Annotated in this window: 15 protein-coding genes and 1 tRNA gene; 7 read left to right on the forward strand and 9 right to left on the reverse strand. The window is 70.6% G+C overall.

Annotated features, from left to right (window positions below; all coding sequences use genetic code 11):
• Positions 1-6: 6 nt before the first annotated feature.
• Positions 7-495 (reverse strand): ribonuclease HI, encoded by a 489-nt coding sequence (rnhA, locus tag ASG53_RS06005; protein ID WP_056129696.1) that lies wholly within the window; start codon positions 493-495, stop codon positions 7-9.
• Between the two features lie 143 nt (positions 496-638).
• Here rnhA and ASG53_RS06010 point away from each other — a divergent pair.
• Positions 639-714: transfer RNA gene (locus ASG53_RS06010), tRNA-Arg, on the forward strand.
• Positions 715-1099: 385 nt separating this feature from the next.
• A complete protein-coding gene (locus ASG53_RS06015) occupies positions 1100-1552 on the forward strand; it encodes an ATP-binding protein (protein WP_056129700.1) in 453 nt (150 codons plus the stop codon).
• Positions 1553-1855: 303 nt separating this feature from the next.
• On the opposite strand, the gene ASG53_RS06020 is transcribed toward ASG53_RS06015, so the two are convergent.
• From ASG53_RS06020 to ASG53_RS06055, 8 genes are all read right to left on the reverse strand, one after another.
• Entirely contained in the window at positions 1856-2914 is a 1059-nt protein-coding gene (locus tag ASG53_RS06020; protein WP_082543822.1) for a 3-oxoacyl-ACP synthase III family protein, read from the reverse strand.
• Between the two features lie 18 nt (positions 2915-2932).
• Positions 2933-3733, reverse strand: coding sequence for a carboxymuconolactone decarboxylase family protein (locus tag ASG53_RS06025; protein WP_056129703.1), 801 nt, complete (start codon positions 3731-3733; stop codon positions 2933-2935).
• Positions 3734-3974: 241 nt separating this feature from the next.
• The gene (locus tag ASG53_RS06030) at positions 3975-4796 is read right to left on the reverse strand and encodes a hypothetical protein (protein WP_056129706.1); all 822 of its coding nucleotides are present in this window, start codon (positions 4794-4796) and stop codon (positions 3975-3977) included.
• Positions 4793-5902 carry an MFS transporter gene (locus tag ASG53_RS06035; protein ID WP_162246134.1) on the reverse strand — a complete coding sequence of 370 codons (1110 nt, stop codon included), beginning with the start codon at positions 5900-5902 and terminating at the stop codon, positions 4793-4795. Before ASG53_RS06035 ends, ASG53_RS06030 begins: the two co-directional genes overlap by 4 nt.
• 44 nt (positions 5903-5946) lie before the next feature.
• Complete coding sequence (locus ASG53_RS06040) at positions 5947-6729, reverse strand: SDR family oxidoreductase (RefSeq protein WP_056129710.1); 783 nt, start codon at positions 6727-6729, stop codon at positions 5947-5949.
• A gap of 1 nt (position 6730) precedes the next feature.
• Entirely contained in the window at positions 6731-7351 is a 621-nt protein-coding gene (locus ASG53_RS06045) for a hypothetical protein (RefSeq protein ID WP_056129713.1), read from the reverse strand.
• Between the two features lie 66 nt (positions 7352-7417).
• Entirely contained in the window at positions 7418-8086 is a 669-nt protein-coding gene (locus ASG53_RS06050; RefSeq protein WP_056129716.1) for an HAD family hydrolase, read from the reverse strand.
• Complete coding sequence (locus tag ASG53_RS06055; protein ID WP_056129719.1) at positions 8079-8840, reverse strand: AfsA-related hotdog domain-containing protein; 762 nt, start codon at positions 8838-8840, stop codon at positions 8079-8081. Before ASG53_RS06055 ends, ASG53_RS06050 begins: the two co-directional genes overlap by 8 nt.
• Positions 8841-9271: 431 nt before the next feature.
• Here ASG53_RS06055 and ASG53_RS06060 point away from each other — a divergent pair, with 431 nt between their 5' ends.
• From ASG53_RS06060 to ASG53_RS06080, 5 genes are all read left to right on the forward strand, one after another.
• On the forward strand, positions 9272-13813 hold the full coding sequence (locus ASG53_RS06060; RefSeq protein ID WP_156382677.1) for a DUF7927 domain-containing protein: 4542 nt from the start codon (positions 9272-9274) through the stop codon (positions 13811-13813).
• 329 nt (positions 13814-14142) lie between these two features.
• A complete protein-coding gene (locus ASG53_RS06065) occupies positions 14143-15060 on the forward strand; it encodes a tyrosine-protein phosphatase (RefSeq protein WP_056129724.1) in 918 nt (305 codons plus the stop codon).
• 64 nt (positions 15061-15124) lie between these two features.
• Entirely contained in the window at positions 15125-16780 is a 1656-nt protein-coding gene (locus tag ASG53_RS06070) for a GTPase domain-containing protein (protein WP_235533847.1), read from the forward strand.
• A 1-nt stretch (position 16781) separates the two neighbouring features.
• The gene (locus tag ASG53_RS06075; RefSeq protein WP_156382678.1) at positions 16782-18371 is read left to right on the forward strand and encodes a GTP-binding protein; all 1590 of its coding nucleotides are present in this window, start codon (positions 16782-16784) and stop codon (positions 18369-18371) included.
• Between the two features lie 233 nt (positions 18372-18604).
• Complete coding sequence (locus tag ASG53_RS06080) at positions 18605-19207, forward strand: single-stranded DNA-binding protein (RefSeq protein ID WP_056129731.1); 603 nt, start codon at positions 18605-18607, stop codon at positions 19205-19207.
• The last annotated feature ends 86 nt before the right edge of the window (positions 19208-19293 follow it).

The raw sequence follows: 19293 nt of genomic DNA on the forward strand, positions 1-19293 counted from the left end.
ACGGTGTCAGCCGCGGGCGCGGACCTCGTCGACGCCGCGGTTCGCGAGCTCGTCGGCCTTCTCGTTGCCGACGTCGCCCGAGTGCCCCTTGACCCACGTCCACGTGATGGTGTGCCGTGCGACCTGCTCGTCGAGGGCCTGCCAGAGGTCGACGTTCTTGACGGGCTTCTTGTCACCGGTGCGCCAGCCGTTGCGCTTCCAGCCTGCGATCCACTTCGACATGCCGTTCATCACGTAGGTCGAGTCGACGTGCAGGTTGACCACGCACGGCCTCTTGAGAGCTCGGAGCGCCTCGATGACGGCCGTGAGCTCCATCCGGTTGTTGGTGGTCACGGCCTCGCCGCCGAAGAGCTCGCGCTCGTGCCCGCCGGCCTTGAGCCACGCGCCCCAGCCGCCGACGCCCGGGTTGCCCTTGCACGCGCCGTCGGTCCAGATCTCGACGGTGTCGTCCTGCTCGGAGGGCGGGTCGGTCGGTGCGGGGGAGGGCTGCGTCATGCACACATCCTCTCAGGGCGAGGGTGTGGTCGAGGCCCAGGCGGGGGCCGTCCACCTGTCCTGAGCGGACCTGTCGGCATCGTGCAGCGACCGCGCGCCCTCGCCACGTGCTCGACGCCGCAGGTCTCGCATAGGATCGACGTGCCTCCGTAGCTCAGTGGATAGAGCAAGAGCCTTCTAATCTCTAGGTCGCAGGTTCGAGTCCTGTCGGGGGCACCAGGTCGTCGGGTGGGTCGGTTGCGGCCTACCGTCGCCAGCCGTGCGTGAGCTCGACTCCCCGGCTGTGCACAGTTACCCGGCGTGCGCGGGTGACGATCTCGTCGGACGATGTCTCCAGGTGACCGACCGCGGAGGTCGCCTAGCTCACGAGGACGGACGCGCAGACCTCGCCGACGACGGCGGGGCGAGCGCGAGGCGATCTCGGCGAGAGCCGAGGTCTTCGTGCGCGGTGCCACGCCTCGTGCCGACGAGACACCGCCAGCCGACCCGCTCGGGCCCTCGAGCGGGTTCCGCCCTCGGCCCACGTCCACGCCTGCGCGCCGCCCCGAGGTCCTGTCTGGGGGCTCCACGCGACGCGCAGGGTTCGTCAGACCCTGGAGAGTGCATGCCGTCGATCCCGCTCGCCCCGCTGCCGCAGCACCTCGAGACCGTCCAGACCTGGACGCTCGACTCGGTCTCAGAGCTCGGGAGGCTCCGGCGAGAGCTGTCGGAGGCGCTCCTCGAGTCCCACCCTGAGCAGGCGGCCGCGCACGGCGAGCTGACGGAGGGCATGGTCCTGGTCTGCAGCGAGCTCGCGACGAACGCGATCAAGCACGGTCGTCCGCCGACAGTCGTCAGGCTGCTGAGCGACGGCGTCTACGTCCTCGACGTGATGGACCACGACCCCGTCAGCATCCCGGCCATCGCTCGCGGGCGAGGCGCTGGGGAGGGGGGCTTCGGGCTGGTCCTCGCCGACATGCTCGCAGCCCGGGTCGGCTGGTACTCGGGGGACGAGACCAAGCACATCTGGGCGTCGTTCCCGGTCGACGAGCGGCGCGACGACGGCTCCGACGCCTGACGCAGCTTCGTCGGCGCAGACCGGCGCCGCGTCGACTCCCCACCATGCCCGACGAGGCTGTCGACGAAGGGTTCGCTCGGAGGACGATCAGAGGGTGTTCGATGCCTAGAGCACCCCGCGCTGCGCGCAAGGTGCTCTGGCGGAGCAGGTCTGACATCGGCCCCGGACGCCCCGTCGGTCGGTGGCGAGAGCAAGAGCCCTCTCGCTGGGGGCGCATGTCAGAGTCCTGTCGGGAGCACCAGGCTGTGGTCGCCCGAGCCGCAGCCCTCGGTCATGGGTGGGTCTGCGGTCCCGGCAGCCGGCTTACCAGCGAAGGAGCGTCAGGCCGACAGACATGCCACCGCCGAACCCCGCCATGAGGACGAGGTCGCCCTCGGTGACCCGGCTCTCTCGGCGGACGATGTCCAGGGTGAGCGGGATGGATGCCGACCCGGTGTTGGCATACCTCTCGACGACCAGGTGATGCGTGAGGTCGGGGAACCCCATCGCCGTCACGAGCTCGTCGAGCATGACACCGTTCGCCTGGTGGGGGATGAGGTGACGGACCTCTCTGGGGTCGACTCCCACCTCCGAGAGGAAAGCGCGGATCACTCCGGGGAGCGTCGTGGTGACGAAGCTCCGGACGTCCCGCCCAGCCATCTGGAAGTAACGGAGCTCGTCGGTCGGATCTCCGGCGAAGGGGAGGCGAGAACCCCCCATCGGTACCTGGATGACGTCCGAGAGGTGCCCGTAGGTGCACATCTTGCCGGCGACGACCGTGGGCCCCGGCGATTCCGAAGAGAGACCTAGGACGACCGCGCCCGCACCGTCGCCGAACAGGACGACAGTCCTCCGGTCGGTCGGGTTGAGGATGCGCGAGTACAGGTCTGCGCCCACCACGAGGGCGTAACCACCGGTCGTAGCGATCAGCTGGGTGACTGAGTTGAGCGCAAACTCGAAACCGCTGCAGACGGAGTTGAGGTCGTACGCGGCAGCGTTCTCCGCGCCGATCATGTCCTGGAGTATCGCCGCCGTGGGCGGCTGTGAGTGGTCCGGCGTCGACGTGGCGACCACGAGGAGCTTGATCTCCGACGGGTCGACTCCGGAGTCTCTCAGCGCTGCGGTGGCCGCCCGGGCGGCGAGGTCGCTCGTCGCGGAAGACGGATCCGCCCAGCGTCGCGAGGCGATCCCCGTCTTGCGCCGGATCCAGGCGTCGTCGACACCCGCAGGGCCGCCCACCTCGTCGTTCGAGACGGCACGCTCGGGGACGTACGAGCCTGTGCCGATGATGCTCACGGCCTGCGGCGGGACGGAGGTCGGTGCGAATTCTAGGGTCAGGCCGCGCTCAGCGAGCAGCGGGCCGTGGCCGTCTGGGCGGTGCATCGTCTTCACGTGCGGGCCTCACTCTGCGGTGGTGGCGGAGGACTCACGTTCGGTGAGAACTCCTCGGAGATGGTTCAGGCCGTTCAGCGCTGCTGGGAAGCCTGCGTAGACGGTCATCTGGATGACGACCTCGATCAGCTCGTCGGCTGTCCCGCCGACATTGAGGTACCCATGCATGTGCAGGCACAGCTGGGGCACGCAGGTGCCCAGCGCGATGCACGCCGCGACCGTGACGAGCTCACGCTCCTGGAGGGAGAGTCCCGGCCTGGCGTACACGTCTCCGAAGGAGTACTCGACGATGAAGCGTGCGAGGTCTGGTGCGATGTCGGCCAGTGCGTCGACCACTGCCGCACCGCCCGCCCCGTCGATCTGCTCGAGGAGCCTCGAACCGGTTGCGAACCGCTCCGCAGGGGCGGTCTGGTGCGGTGTGGTCGAGAGCTCGACACCCCGTGCGGCGAAGACCTCCCGTGCTGTCGTGACGGCGTTGAGGGTCGCTGGGAAGCCCGCGTAGATCGACACGTGGACGAGGGCCTCGACGATCTCCTCAGGCGTGCAGCCGACGTTCAACGCTCCGCCGACGTGGAACCCGAGCTGGCTGGGCGCGTTCCCCAGCGCGGCCAGAGCCCCGACCGTCGCCAGCTGACGTCTGGAGCGAGACAACCCTGGTCTGTCGAACACGTCGGCGTAGCCGAACTCGACGACAAGTCTCTCGAGGTCCGGGCTGAATCCTCTGACGGTGTCGAGGACTGATCCCTCGGCGCTCTTCTCGACCTCGGCAAGAACACGCTTGCCGCGCAGGTACCTCTCGTCTGTGATCATCGTCGTCGTCCTTCCTGCTAGTGCTGTCGTGATGCTGAGGGAAAGTCCGGATCGGATCCGAGGCTCCCGGACTCGGCCCACCGGTCGCGTGGGATCTCCTGGATGTAGACGCTGATCCTGTCCAGGGGGCCCCGGTGACTTCCTTGGTGGTCGCGGTCTGAGCTGTCATGAGGGCGCGTGCCTGTTCGTCGGTCTGACCGTCCCAGGTGGTGAGGCAGATGATCGGCATGGATGTCCTGTCTCAGGTGGGGTGGATGTCGAAGAAGGTGTTGTCTGCGAGCTTGAGCTGCGCGTGGACATCGCCTCCGAGCCCGAACTGCCCGATGGCACCGGCGTGGCTGCGTTGCTCGGACATCCAGAGGACGACCACGTTGATGACCCGGTTCCCCTGGTTCGGGAAGGGGGCGGGGAGCCTGGCGACGTAGTGCCCGGAGCCGTGGCGGTCGGTGATGAAGACGTTCGGGATTCCGAGCGGACCCGGTCTTGTCGGGTTCTCCGTTCTGAGGTCCCAGGCCTTGAGGGTCATCACCGTGTAGAGGCTGTCCGGGAGGAGTCCCGACATGGTGAGCTCGAACTCGGCCGCCGGGTCGCTCGGTACCCATCGGACCGTCACCGTCCCTCGAGCCTGCAACCAGGTCCGGAGGGTGATAGGTGGCAGGCGTCTGGGTCCGTCGGACAGGCGCTCGTCTGGGTAGCGCACAGCGTGGAGCGGGACGCTCGGCCTGTGGACCGTGTGCGCATCGAGCCTCTGCTCGGGTGCGAAGAGCATCGCGTAGTTGTTGGAGGGCAGTGGCAGCGGCAGCGTGTGGAGGACGATCTCACCTGTTCGGGCGTCGTCCCCGAGGTCGAGCTCTTCGAGCACCCTGTGCGGTCGGTGGGTGCCGAAGTCTGGTGCAGGGTCTGCTGCGACGATGGCGGCACCCCAGCGAGCGTCTGCCCCGAGCGCACCAGGTCGGTTGACCTTCCCCACCACGACGAAGTTCCCGTGCTGGTCCATCGCCTCGCTCGGAGGGTAGAGGGGACCCTGGGTCGTGGCGGTCAGCTCGAAGTCGCGGGTCTTCATCGTGTTGCTCCTCGTGCTCGGAGGGCCCTGGTATCGCTCGTCGTGCTGGCCAAGACCAGCGTCAGGACGACTGCTGCTGCGGAGGCGACGACGACGAGTGCCCATCCGTGGTCCTGCCACAGCCACCCGAGGAAGCTCCCGGCCAGCAGGCACACGAGGAAGTACGACGCCGAGGCAGACCCCTTCTGGTCGACCCCCACCAGCTGGGTGAGACGGACCATGAGCCCTGGCTGTGCTGCGAAGACCCCGAGGTAGAGGATCAGCAGCCCGAGCGTCGCGCCGACGGCGTCGGTGGCGAGCCTGACGGCGACCGTCCCGGCGAGGCAGAGGCAGAGCCCGAGGAGCGAGACCTTCTTCGCCCCGAGCCTCGGGACCAGGGCACCTGCGAGCGGTGCCCCTGCCAGCGCGATCAGCCCACTCAGGTTGATCGCACCGATCGCGCTGGGACCCAACGACAGGGGCGGGTCGCTCAGGCGGAGGGTGAGGACCGTGGTCAGTCCGAGATAGCCGAAGAAGAGAGACCCTCCGACTCCTAAGAAGCGGAGCACGTCGGGCCGAGCAATCATCGTCAGAGCAGCGGCATAGGCCCTGACGACGCTCTGGCTGCGGCTGGTCGTACGGGGCAGCGCGAGGCTGGAGAGGCCCGCGACAAGGATCGCGCTCGCGAGAACGACGTAGGTCCACCGCCAGCCGACAGACCCTGCGAGGAGTGCCCCGACACCTCGACCGAGGGTGATCCCTGCGACGGTTGCTGCGAGGATCACCCCGAAGGACCGCCCGGTCCGTCCGTTGCCGGCGCGAGCCGCGAGCGCGAGCATCGCCGAGGGCACGCTCGCTGCGCAGACCCCTGTCGCCGCGGCTGCCACGACGAACATCGGGAAGCTGGTGGTGAGTGCGGTCAACCCGCCGGCGAGAGCCGTGGCGACGGCTCCGGACGAGGCCAGCGCACGAGCAGAGTAGACGTCGGACAGCGGTCCGAAGGCGAAGAACGCCAGCGCATAGCTCAGGGCCGATGCCGTGAACGCATCACGGGCCGCGACCTCGGAGATCTCCAGGTCGCTGGCGAACTCGGGGAAGATCGTCTGGGGGACGTAGACGATTGCCACGGACACTGCGGTGGCGTCGGCGGCCACGACGACATGGGACGGTCTCATACGAGCCCCGCTGACAGTCCGCCGTCCACGACGAAAGACCCGCCGGTGATGTACGAGGCGTCGTCGGAGGACAAGAATCGCGCCATGCCGGCGATGTCCTCGGGGCTCGCAAGGCGCCCCATCGGGATCCCGGACCTGGCGCTCGCATCGATCTCCTCGGCGGTCGAGCTGCTGTGCTCAGCCAGCTCCGCGCACGTCTGCAACCACCGTGCTGTCGACACCGGGCCCGGGTCGACGAGGTTCACCCTGACGCCGTCTGGGGCGAGGCCTCTCGACGCCGGATTGGCAACAGCACCGAGCGCCGCGTTGAGGGCACTCCCTATGGGGAAGAGGGGGGACGGCTCTGACCTGAAGAGTCCCGGGACCAGGACGACGGAGCCGCGGCCTGCCGAGCGCATCGAGGGTTCGAAAGCCCTCATCAGACGGACCGCCCCGAGGAGCTTGCCCTGGATCGCCTCGAGCCACTCCGCGTCGGTCGACTCGCCGAGGCGGCGGACCGGATGGTCTCCGGCAGCGTGCACCAGGGTCCCCGGGGCGCCGTGGCGTCCGACGATCGTGGCGGCAGTGGCGTCGACCGAGCGGGAGTCGTTGATGTCGGCCTCGTGCGTCTCGATCCAAGCACCTGGGGCGGCGTCGACCTGGAGCCGTCTCGCGAGAGCCTCGAGCGTCGCCTGCCGACGGCCGAGCAGCACGACCGGGGTGCCCAGGGCGACGAAGGTCGATGCGACGGCGCTGCCGATCCCGCCCGTGGCTCCGGAGATGATGACGGGTCCGGGCACGTCAGATCCCCCCGACCCGGGTGTAGATCCTCGTGGCGAGCCCGTGGTTGCCACCGGTGATGTAGTTGTCACCCGCAGCCTGGACGATCTCCTTGTAGCGGTCCGAGGAGAACACTGAGCGGTAGACCCCTGGGTCTCCGTCGAAGCCCGAGAGGAAGAGCACTCCTGGCCGGGTCGTCATGACCGTGTGATAGGCGGAGAAGGTCGAGATCTCCGGGGAGGTGCGGACGACGTCGAAGATCGTCTCGTCTCGCCACGCCCTGTAGTCTTCGTACCTCGGCGGGCGTACCTCGACGTAGCGCAGCTCGAGGTGCTCGGTCTCAGGCAGTGGGCCAGCCGTCGGCTTCGGCTCCTCGATCCGGGTCAGGATCTCGCGGCGGAAGTCGCCGGCGGCCCACGTTGCCAACGCGTCCCACAGGTCTTGGCGTTCGAGCCCCGTAGCGCCGAGGTCGGGCCAGGTCTCGTAGGCCCGGATCTCCAGGAGCGTCGTCCCGTCTTCTCGCTCGTAGAGCCTCACGTCGTCGGGGGACCCCGCTAGCAGGCCCTTCCATGCGGACCTCGCTGCGGGGAGCGTGCCCTCGACGAGGGGGAGCTCGGTGATCTGGATGGTCGAAGCTGACATCTCTGTGCCCTTCTGGGGAGAATGGTGGAACTGGCGGACGATGGAGATCGAGCGGACTTCGGGAGTTCAGGGTTTCTCGAGCGGGAGGTGTCTCCAGCCCTCGATGGCTGCGAGTCGGCGCATGTCGGGCTGCGATCCCACGACGACGCCTTCACCAGCACGACGGAGCAGCGGCGCATCGCTGAGGTGGTCACCGTAGGCGCGCACTCGTCGACGGTCGATGCCGAGTGCCTCGATCAGTTGCTGAGCGGCGTCGGCTTTTGCGGCCCCGATCATCGGCACCGCGATCTCGCCCGTGTAGACGCCGTCTGCCGTCGCAGGCTCCGAACCCAAGACGTGCTCGGCATCGACAGCACGAGCGACCGGAGCGAGGCAGGCCTCGAAGGACCCCGAGACGAGAGCGACGGCGGCCCCGTCAGCGCGAAGGCCCATGAGCTCGTCGAGGACGGGCTCGTGGAAGAAGCTGCCGCTGGCGACCTCGTCGAAGAACCAGGTCCTCCCGAGCTCGAGCACCCAGCTGTGGCTGAGCCCGGCAAGGGCCTTGTAATAGGCGGCGTTGACCTGCTCGCGCGGTGCCCCGGTCTCGGCGAGCCTGCTGAAGCGGCTCACGGCATGGCTGCGGTCGTCGGACGACCACCCCTGCTGGAGCAGCACCCTGTCCAGGAAGGAGAACATGCTCTTCGGTCGGATCAGCGTCTCGTCGACGTCGAAGAAGGCGAGGAGCGGCCTAGGCACGATCCGCTCCGGCTGCTCGACGAGGGATCTGTGCGTTCACGGCACCCTCGGCCTTCTTGCTCTCGATCTGGTGGATGCGTGCACCGGCGAACACTGTGTAGCCCACCCGTGTGGTGCTGACGCTCACGCCGTTCTGCTCGATCTCGATGACAGCGACGAAGCCGGCTGACTCCGGCCGTGACCGGTCCGGCTCGGTGGTCTCGAAGCGGAGCGAGGCCGGGAGGGGGAAGAGGAAGGAGTGGAACTCGGTGGCCATGGACGCGATGACGAAGTACGGGTCCTGAAGACCGTCGATCAACCGCAGGCAGTGCGTCGAGGCCAGGAACATCTGCCGGGATGCCTCGACCACGACCATGCCCTGGACGTGCTGACCCGTCTGGTGGTCCAGGAGCAGCTCGTTGTCGTTCTCGAGACGAAGGTCGGCCGTGGTCGTCAACGTCCCTGCTGACCTGAGGTTGGCGACCAGGACGTTCTGAGACCGACGTTTGTGGCTGGCCGACCGCGACACGAGGTTCAGCGGCTGGTGGCGTATCTCGGGGCGCGGCACGTGACCGGACTCCTCGATCACCGTGCTGAGCTCTGCGAGGTCTGAGCCGTTCACGCCCTGACCGATGACGATCGTGCGGGGGAGGACCTCAGGCTCGTCCTCTGCGAGCCTCAACAGTTCGGTCAGCGTCAGGACGCCGTCGAGCCGAGCGATGCCCTCGAACCTGTCCCCGACGACCGCGACGACTTCTGCGCCTCTCGGCGTCATCGTGAACCTGCCTCTCTGCCGGACCTTCAACCTCGGCTGCAACCGCGAGAGGTCGCGGTCGAACCGAAGTAACCAACTGGTTGGATGCTATATGGACGATACGTCCGATCTGTCTCCGGTGTCAACCATGTTCGGGGGTGACCCGCCGGGCGCAGAACCGCCCAGACGGGTGAGGCCGGGACGGGACCGGGGTGACCGCAGGGTGCCGCGCGGGTGGCGCTCGTCCACCCATCGACGGTCGGCGACGGCCGCGCCGCACGGCGATGGGGTGAGGGGAGGGTGACGCCTCTTACCCCTCCGGGATCGCTCCGGGTGCAATCCGGGTGAGGAGGGGGGTGGTTGCCCTCGTCGCCCCTGTCCGAGGGCGGTCCCGGGCCTAGCGTCGGCGACAGGCAAGACGTCTCGGAGTCACTGTCGCTGGAAGGTCGATCATGAAGAGAAGAGCAGGAAGTCTGGCCGGGGGAGGACTACGGTCCCTCGCCGGCAGAGCACGCTTCGCCGTCGTCGTGGTCCCGTCGCTCGTGCTCGGGGGTGTGGTGAGCGGCGCTGCTCTCCCCCCGGCACCTGCGGCGGCGTCCGAGGAGCTCGTCGAGACCCCTCGCACCGCCGCGAGCGCTCCGAGCCCCGACGACCTCGCTGCGGTCGACCCCGCGCAGACGACGGTGCCGGACCCGGCTCCTGTCGTCGAGCCGGAGCCTGTGCCGCCGGTCGTGGAGGAACCCGCACCTCCAGAGCCCGTCGACCCCGCACCGCCGGCTGCCGAGCCCGCACCCGTCGACCCGGTGCCTGTCGGACCGGCAGCCCCCGGACCTACCACGCCTGAGCCGACGGTCCCTGACCCGGCGACCGACGAGCCCGCGACACCGACGTCCCCGGCTCCTGCGCCCCAGTCCCGCTCGGCTGCCCCGCAGCCCGGCGTCCCAGACGCCGCGGCAGCGGTCGACGACGAGGTCGTCCCTGCCGTGGTGCCCGACCCCACGACCACCCAGTCGGTCGTGACCGTCAAGGTCGGCGGCATCCGCACGACCCTGACCCAGGTGTCCCCGCTCGCCGGCGTGACGCTCCAGCTCTTCGACGGGGGGACCGCTGGCGCGACGACCCCGAGGCTCGAGCCGTGGGCGACCTGCGTCTCTGACGCGACCGGCGACTGCAGCTTTGTCGTCCCCGAGACCGGTGACGGCGGCGTGAACCGTGACGCGAGGTTCTGGGTCAAGCAGGCCGGCGCCGCGCCGAGCGGCTACTTCGCGAACGCGACTCTGGCTGTCGGCGGCGACACGACGTCGCAGACCTACCAGTTCCGCACAGGCCTCCAGCTCCGCGGCGGCACCACCTACACCTCGACCACCGACTTCATGGTGAGCTCGGGACGCGGGTTCACGGCCTCGGGTGGCATCTGGCAGAGCTCGCTCGCCGACCCGGGCCTCCCGGCCCAGTGCGGGCTGCGTGTCGCGCTGGTCGTCGACCTCTCCGGGTCCGTCGGCCGGTACATCACCGAGATGCGCGGTGCAGCCTCGACCTTCGTCGACTCGCTCACGGGGACGCCGAGCTCGGTCGCCCTCTTCACCTTCGCCGACAACGCCCCGGCGGCGACAGGCGCGAACCTCGGGCTGACCCCGGTCTCGACCCCCGCGGGTGCGCAGACCGTCAAGAACCGCATCGCGAGCTACACCGCTGGTTTTGACACCAACTGGGACCGTGGCCTCTACCAGGTGGCGGCCTCGTCGACGGCCTTCGACGTCGCGGTGGTCCTCACCGACGGGAACCCCACGGTGTACGCGGCCCACGAGGGCCCGGGTGACCTCACCCGCTTCCGCGAGGTCGAGAACGGCATCTTCTCCGCCAACGCCGTCAAGGCCGAGGGCACCAGGATCATCGCCGTCGGTGTCGGCGACGGGCTCGGGGGTGCCCCCGACAACCTGCGCGCGATCTCCGGTCCTGCCGCCGGGTCGGACTACTACCAGACCGACGACTACGCCGAGGCGGGAGAGGCCCTGCGCGACCTCGCGCTCGGCACGTGCAACGGGTCGGTGAGCGTCGTCAAGCAGGTCGTCCCGTCCTCCACCACAGGCGAGACCGTCACGGGGGCGACCCCCTCGGGCGGCTGGACCTTCGAGGCGAGCACCTCGAGCCCCGGCGTCACACCGTCCGAGCAGTCGGGCACCACGGTCTCCGGGACGGGGGCCGTGAACTTCCCGCTCGAGTACGCGGGCGGGTCGTCGACGGCGACGGTCACCGTGACCGAGCAGCAGAAGGACGGCTTCACCCTCGTCACGCAGGCCTCGAAACGGGCTGTGTGCACGGACATCGCCACGGGCGACCCCGTCGAGGTCACCAACGACCCCGACGACGCGCTCGGCTTCAGCGTCGACGCACCGGCGACGGCCGCGATCACCTGCACCGTCTACAACAGGGCACCGCAGCCGCAGGCGAGCCTGACCGTCGACAAGGAGTGGGTGGTCAACGGGACCACCTACACCGAGGGCAACCAGCCGATCGGCCTCGCCGCCCAGCTCACGGTCGACGAGACCCCGCAGCCCTGGTCCTCCCCGCGCGACGGCTTCGTCGAGGGGGCGCAGGTCGAGGTCGCCGAGACCACCGCGATCACCGGTCGCGACCTCTGCGAGGTCACCGGCTCGCGGATCACCGAGCAGGACGGCCAGACGGTCGACCTCCCCGTCCCGTCGACCATCACCCTCGAGGCCGGAGACGGCAACCGCCTCACGGTCACCAACACCGTCACCTGCGAGGCAGAGCTCACGCTCGTCAAGCAGGTGGCCGGCGGACCGGCTCAGCCCACCGACTGGGCCCTAGACGCCGTCGCACCGGACGGGTCCCTCCCCGGCCCGTCCGGTGCGACGGGAACTCCCGGCGCGACAGCCCTGGTCACCCCGGGCGTGCGCTACCCGCTCGTGGAGTCCGGAGACGGACGCTACGTGCAGACGATCCGGCCCGGCGCCGTGCTCGTCCCACCCTCGACAGGGTCGTGGCAGTGCGAGCAGGTCACCGAAGACGGCACAGTGGTCCCAGGCTTCAACGACGGGATCAACGGCGGTGTCACCGTCCCGCTCGGGTTCCGGGTCCGGTGCACCTCGGTGAACCAGTCGGCCACGCTCACCCTGGTCAAGGAGGTCGTCAACGACGACACCGGGACCGCCGAGCCCGCCGACTGGTCGCTCACAGCGACCCCCACGGGCGACGTCCCTGACGACGTCGTCGCCGAGAGCGTCACCGGCTCGACCGAGGGTGTGACGGTCCAGGTCCGACCCGGGACCGTCTACGACCTGACCGAGTCCGGACCCGAGGGCTACGCGCTCGCCTCCCTCGAGTGCAGCACAGGCCCAGGGGACACCTTCGTCCCCGCGACCTCGGTCAACCTGGCCGCGCTCGACTCGGTGACCTGCGTCTTCGTCAACGACGACGTCCCCCCGCCGCCCTCGTGGCTGCTGTCCAAGACGAGCGACCCCGCCGACGGCACCGTCGTCACCGAGGGCCAGACCGTCACCTACACCCTGCACGCCGTCAACGACGGGCAGGTCGACGTCCTCGGAGCCACAGCTGTCGACGACCTCACCGACGTGCTCGACGACGCGACGCTCGTCGAGCCCCTCGACCCGAGCCTCACCCTCGACGCCGAGACCGGGCTGCTCACCTGGCAGCTTCCCGACCTGGTCGTCGGAAGCGACGAGGTGACCGTGCAGTACGCGGTCGTCGTCTCCGAGGTCGAGACCGCGGGGACGCTCCACAACGTCGTGACCGCCGGTACACCCGGTGGGCGCTGCCCGGCCGAGCTGCCGCCCGTGGGACGTGAGCTCGCCGCCGCGACCTTCTTGGCGGGAGCCGTCCAGGCCCTCGTCGAGAACGGCTGCGAGACAGACCACCCGACGGGGGAGGTCGACCTGTCGGTCGCCAAGACCCACGCGGCTGTGGTCGACGACGCCGTCGACTCCGGCTCGGGCCAGCGCCTGGACTACACGGTCGAGGTCACGAACGTCGGCGTCGACCCCGCCGCCGACGTGGTCGTCACCGACCCGCTGCCGGACTCGGTCGACTATGTCGAGGGCACGCTGGTCGTACCCGCAGGCTGGACGGCGCAGATCGTCGACGGGCTGCTCACAGCCAGCTCCGACGGCGACCTCGCCGCCGGGGAGGTCGCGACCTTCACCTACGCGGTCCTGGTCGGTGACGTCCCGCGGGCCGTCCCGGGCGGCGCCCACGACGACATCGTCAACACCGCCTGCGTCTCCTCGGCAGGGCTCGACGCCGACCTCGCAGACAACTGCGCGACCGACACGGTCCCCGTGAAGTCCGTGGCCGTCACGGCGCTCGCGGTCTGCGTGAACGACACGCCGTACGTCTCGTACGAGGTCACGCCGTCGAACGTCGTGGGAGACCCTGTCGTCGCCCTGATCTGGTGGACCGCAGCGGCCTACGAGGCCCGGGACGTGACGATCGGTGCTGCCGACACCGCAGCGCTCCTCGCCGACGGCGCCTCGCAGGTCGACCGGGTCACGCTGCCCGACGGCTGGGTCCAGGGTGACACCATCACGGGCGAACAGCTGTGGCCCGGTGCTGCTGTCGACGCCGACGGTGATCCCGTCGCCTGGCCCGGCTGGACGCAGAGGGCAGACGGCACATGGTTCCTCGACCCTGCAGCCCCGTTCTACGAGCTGCGCGGCGAGACCGTCGTGGAGGTCCGGGTGAACCCGTCGACAGGGTCGACCCTCGTCTACCCGCCGGCGACCCCGGACTGCGACGCCAACCCACCGGTCGTCGACCCGCCCACGGTGGCCCCGGCGTCCGGCGCGGTGCCCCGCGGTGGTCGAGGTGTCGTCTCCTCGCCGTCGTACCTGCCTCGCACCGGGGCCGAGATCGGCGCGGCGGCCCTGCTGGGCACCGGTCTGCTCGCCCTGGGGGCGATGCTCGTCGGGAGCCGCCGCAGGCGTGACGGGCTGACGCGGGACGGGAGGCTGTAGCGGCCGGCGGCGTGCCGGAGCGGTGAGGGTCGGGCTGCGGACGCAGCCCGACCACCGGTGGCGGGGCCCCACGAGCACCTGGGTCCCCGCCACCGGTGCGCGCCCGCGCAGGTGCCGCGGTGCATGCCTGCGCAGGTGCGCCTCGGTCGTCGTGCGCGCGGTACCTGTCTCGGAGCACCCGGTCGGGCGGCTCGGCTCCTGGGACGCCCCGTGGGCGCACCCGGACGGCGAGGTCCAGCCCCGTGGTCGTCGGCCCTCACCGCTCGCGAGTGCCCGGAGCGTGCCAGGGTGGTCTCAGGACGACCGACCGGCCGACGAGAGGCAGACGCATGGACCAGGCAGCACAGGCGAGCGCGACCCCGACCGCAGGAACCGTGACGCACGACCACCCGGTGCTCGACCTCGCCGGGACGTGGAACGCCCGTGACGTCGGTCGTCCGTCCGCACCTGGCGAGCCTGGGGGAAGCAGCGCCGGCAGCTCCGCGGGTGACGCAGGACCAGGGCCGGTGCTGCGCGGCGGGGTGCTGCTCCGCTCTGCCTCGCTCAGCACTCTCGCTCGCGAGGGTGTCGCGACGCTCGAGCGCCTCGGTGTCTCTGCGGTCCTGGACCTGCGGGGCGACCACGAGGTCGAGCGCGACGGGGCCGACGTGCTGCCTGCCGGGACCCGCCAGGTCCGGCTGCCCTTCGGCGACCTCGGCCGCTCGCACGCCGAGCCCGAGGGCGCCGGGGCCCAGGGAGCTCCGGCCGACCCGCGCGAGATGCTCGCGCGCCTCGCGAGCAGCGACGACCCCGCTGCGGCGGGGGAGAACCTCATGCACCGCCTCTACGCAGGCTTCGCCGAAGATCCTGCCGCGCTCGAGGCCGTCGTGGGAGCCTTCGAGGTCCTCGCCTCCGAGCCCGGAGCCGTCCTGGTGCACTGCTCGGCAGGCAAGGACCGCACGGGCTGGGTCGTCGCCGTCGTCCAGCTGCTCTGCGGGGTCTCGCGGGACGACGTGCTCGAGGAGTACCTGAGGTCGGCCTCGTCAGCCCCGACGCTCGCGGCCACGCTCCCGGACGTCCCCGGGGTGCCCCCGGCGTTCTGGGCAGCGTTCACGACAGTCCGCCCCTCGTACCTCCGGACCGCCCTCGACGCCGTCGAGGACACCTACGGCTCCCTCGAGGCGTACGCCGAGGCAGCAGGCGTCACCCCGGACGTCCTGGCCGCCGTGCGGGCACGCCTCGTCCAGCATGCCGGCCAGACCGGGTGAGATCGGCAGGCCTCACCCGGCGCGCGCGTTTGGCCTGACCACCGTTGCGGGCGAGAATCGTCGGGTGAGCATCAGCAGCGGTCGTCAGTCCCAGGGGTCGGCAGGTCCGTCGTCGCAGCCGTCTGGGTCGAGCGCCGACGTCGCCGAGCCGCACGTCACGGTCTTCGACGTGGTGACAGACCTGCGCCGTGACGTCGCCGCGGTCGAGCTCCCGCTGTCGATCGAGGGATCAGACGTGGCGGCAGGTCAACGCTCGCGTCTTGTCGACCAGCTCGACGACCACCTGCTCCCACGGCTCAAAGAGCTCTCCAGCCCGGCCGTCGTGGTCATCGCCGGCTCGACAGGGGCCGGCAAGTCGACCCTGCTCAACTCCTTGCTCCACGAAGAGGTCTCCGAGGCGTCGGTGATCCGCCCGACCACCCGCGAGCCCGTCGTCGTCTACAACCCGCAGGACGCCGAGGTCATCGAGGGCACCCCGCTCGTGGGTGCCGTGCGGTCTGTCGCCAACGTGAACGTCCCGCGGGGCATCGCCCTGCTCGACGCACCGGACCTCGACTCCGTCCTCGACGAGAACCGCGAGACGGCCAGCCGGCTCCTCGAGGGCGCTGACCTCTGGCTCTTCGTCACCACGGCGGCCCGCTACGGTGACGCCCTGCCCTGGCGGACCCTCGAAGGTGCCGTCGAGCGCGGTGCGACAGTCGCGATGGTGCTCAACCGCGCGCCCAAGGCCTCGCTCACCACGGTCCGCGGTGACCTCCTCAACAGGCTGCGCGAGCACCGGATGGAGAGCGCACCGCTGTTCGTGGTCCCTGACGCCGGTCCCCACGAAGGACTGCTCGACGCGTCGTCGGTCGCCCCGATCGAACGCTGGCTGCGCACGCTCGGCGGCGCCGACAGGGCCCGCTCTGTCATCTTGCGCACGCTGCGCGGCTCGCTCGCGGCGCTCCCGCCGTGGGTCGACGAGCTCAGCGGCCACGTCGAGGCCCAGCACGCGGCCGCCGTCCGGCTGCGCCGGGCCGCCGACGCCGCCCTGCCGCCCGTCGCGCAGGCGACCCGCCTCGTGGTCGAGTCCGGTCGCCTCTCGCTCGGCGCCGTCGAGACCCGGTGGTCGCAGCTCACGGCTCCCGCCAGGCTCGACAAGGCGATCTCGCGCTCGGGCCTCGCGCGTGGCTCGGCCCGCCGCGGTCGTTCGCGCGACGAGCACCTCGAGGCCCTCACCGAGACGGTCCGTGAGGCTGCCACGGCGATCCTCACGGTCGCCACGGCTGACGCCCGCGCCGCCCTTCGGGACGCCCTCGAGCCGCTCCCGGGTGGTGCAGGTCTGGTCCCCGAGGTCACGGAGGCCCAGGACGACGCGGCCGCGCTCGAGGCCGTCGACGCCTGGGTCGCCGCAGCACGCGCCGACATCGAGCGCATCGACGAGTCCGAGGGCAAGCAGAACGCCGCGGCGGTCCGCGCCTTCGGGCGGGACGGCCTCACCGCCCTGCTGCTCGCCTCGGCGGTCGGGCTGGCCGCCGCCGAAGACCTGCTGGGACGCCTGCTCGGCAACGCCGGACGTGACCTCAGCCCTGAGGTGACGAGCAGGCTCGCAGACGCCGCCGAGGCCGCGGTGCTCGCGCAGGGTGTCCCCGTCCAGACCGCGCTCGACCACCCCGCGCTGGCCGACGACGCGGCGATCGGCCTGCGGGTCCGCCTCGCAGAGCTCGCCCAGCTGACCTGACATGACCACTCCACAGGAGCGCACCGTGACCCCGTCCGACACCCGCCCCGCCCGCCGTACGGCCGAGACCGCGTCGACGGACGGAGCGCGCTACTCCGAGCACGTCGCCAACCTGCGGCACGCCCTCGAGGTCGCCGGAGACAGGCTCGACCCGCAGGTCGCCGCCCATGCACGCTCTGTCCTCGCCGGGGCCGACGAGCGGCTCGCCCTCGGTGTCGACCACACGATCGTCGCGCTCGCCGGGGGCACAGGCTCGGGAAAGTCGAGCACCTTCAACGCGATCTCCAGGCTCACCTTCGCCGACGTCGGGGTGCGCCGCCCCACGACGGCCCGGGTGACGGCCTGCGCCTGGAGCGACGACGCGACCCCGCTGCTCGACTGGCTCGAGGTGGACACCGAGCGCCGCATCAGCCGCGGCACCGAGCTCGACGGTGCCGAGGAGGAGTCCCTCGCGGGGCTGATCCTCCTCGACCTGCCCGACCACGACTCGATCGCCTCCGCGCACCGGGAGATCGTCGACAGGATCTTGCCTCTCGTCGACCTGCTCATCTGGGTCGTCGACCCGCAGAAGTACGCCGACGAGGCGCTGCACGCCGGGTACCTGCAGTCCTTCGTCGGTGCCGAGGCGTCGATGATCGTGGTGCTCAACCAGATCGACACCGTCGCGGCTGCTGGCCGTGACGCCCTCGTCGCCGACGTCTCGCGTCTCCTGCGCGAAGACGGTCTGGTCGGGGTCGACGTGCGTGCGGTGTCTGCGCGCACCGGTGAGGGGATCGACGAGCTCCGGGAGACCTTGCGCGAGGCTGTCAGCCGCCGCAGCGTCGCGGCGCGCCGTCTCGCCGACGAGCTCGACCGAGAAGGCCGCCGGATCGCCGAGGAGGTCCCCGCGTCCGTCCTCGAGCAGGTCGGTCCGCTGGTGCCGGGCGAGGTCGACCGCGTCGCCGTCGCGGTCGGCGTGCAGGCTGTCGTCGACGACGTCCGCGCGAGCGTCCGCTCGGGTCGGACCGCGACCCGGGCACCGGAGTTCCGCAGCCCGCAAGAGTCTGCCGTCCGGGTGATCCGCAGCCGGTGGGTCAGCAAGGTGGCAGACGGCATGAAGCCTGCCTGGGCCCAGTCTCTCGACGAGGCCGTCCCGGAGCAGGACGCGATCTCCGCGGCGCTGCTCGGGGCCCTCGAGGCCGTCCCTGTCGACGCCTCGCCATCTGCGAGGGCGACGAGCCTGCGCAAGGCTGCGTGGTGGGTCTTCGGCGTGGCCGTGGTGCTCGCGGTCGCCGCGATCCTCGTGGTCGCGGGGGTCGTCGACGTGGAGGCTGCCTTCGGTGCGGTGGCAGGGGCTGCGGCAGGCGCCGCAGTCCTCGTGGCTGTCGTCCTGCTGATCGTCGGGTCACGGACGCGCGCGGCTGCGGCCGACGAGCGCGCGGAGAAGGTCAAGACCGCAGCACTCGACGCCTTGCGGTCGACGGTGGAGACCACGCTCGCGCGACCGGCGCAGACAGTGCTCGACGAGCACCGCACAGTGCGCGAGTCGGCGCTCTCGGTCCGGGACAGCGGGTCGGCTGCGGCCGCCGGGACGGGCCTCGCGCAGCGCTAGCTCCTCGTCGAGATCTCGTCGTCAGGCCGTCGTGGAGCTGTGCTCCACGGGCCTGGACGCTCGAGGACCGGTGCCCTCGTCGGTGCCTGCTCTGGGCTTGTGGCTCGTCCCCAGGGGCGTCTAGACAGCCGTCGTCCACAGTGCCCCGCAGACTCCTCGTCGGGCGCAACCAGGTCGCGCGATGCTCGGTCTTCTCGACGTCCGACCAGGACGTCCGCAGTCGTGGAGGACCTATGAGCATCGACAGCAAGATCACCGTCTCCGGCTGGGTCGGGACCCAGCCACGCCACGTCGTCACGCAGAACGGCACGTCGTTCACGGTGTTCCGTCTCGGCAGCACGAAGCGCTACTTCGACAGGTCCCAGGAGAGCTGGGTCGACGGCGCGACGACCTGGTTCACGGTCAAGACGTGGCGCAGCGCTGCTGTCAACGTCGCTGAGTCCCTGCGGAGGTCCGACCCCGTGGTCGTCCACGGTGCCCTGTCGACCGAGGTGTGGGAGTCGCCCGACGGGCCCCGGACGACGCTGGTGATCGAGGCTGATGCGCTCGGCCCGGACCTCACCCGGGGTCAGGCCACGTTCCGGCACACGGTCCACCAGGCCGGGGGAGAGGCCGTCACCCAGACCGGCGCCGAGGTGAGCACCTCGACGCCGTCCGGCGGCTCACCGCTCGACCCTCTCCTCACCTCACCTCTCGACGCTCTTGATGCCGCACCTCTTGACGCCGCACCTCTCGACGCGTCCGCGGAGGACCCGTGGCTCGTCGACGGGAGCCGTGCGCAGGTCGACAGGTCGGCGTCGGAGCCCTCCGAGACGGCCCCGGCCATGAGCGCGTAGGCTGGGGGGTCGAGCATCCCGCCGGGTCGCTCGGCCCCGTGGTCTCCTCTCGACCTCGCACCAGTCGTGCGTCGTCGTCGGGGCTG

The sequence above is a fragment of the Sanguibacter sp. Leaf3 genome (assembly GCF_001425965.1).
Lineage (GTDB): Bacteria > Actinomycetota > Actinomycetes > Actinomycetales > Cellulomonadaceae > Sanguibacter > Sanguibacter inulinus.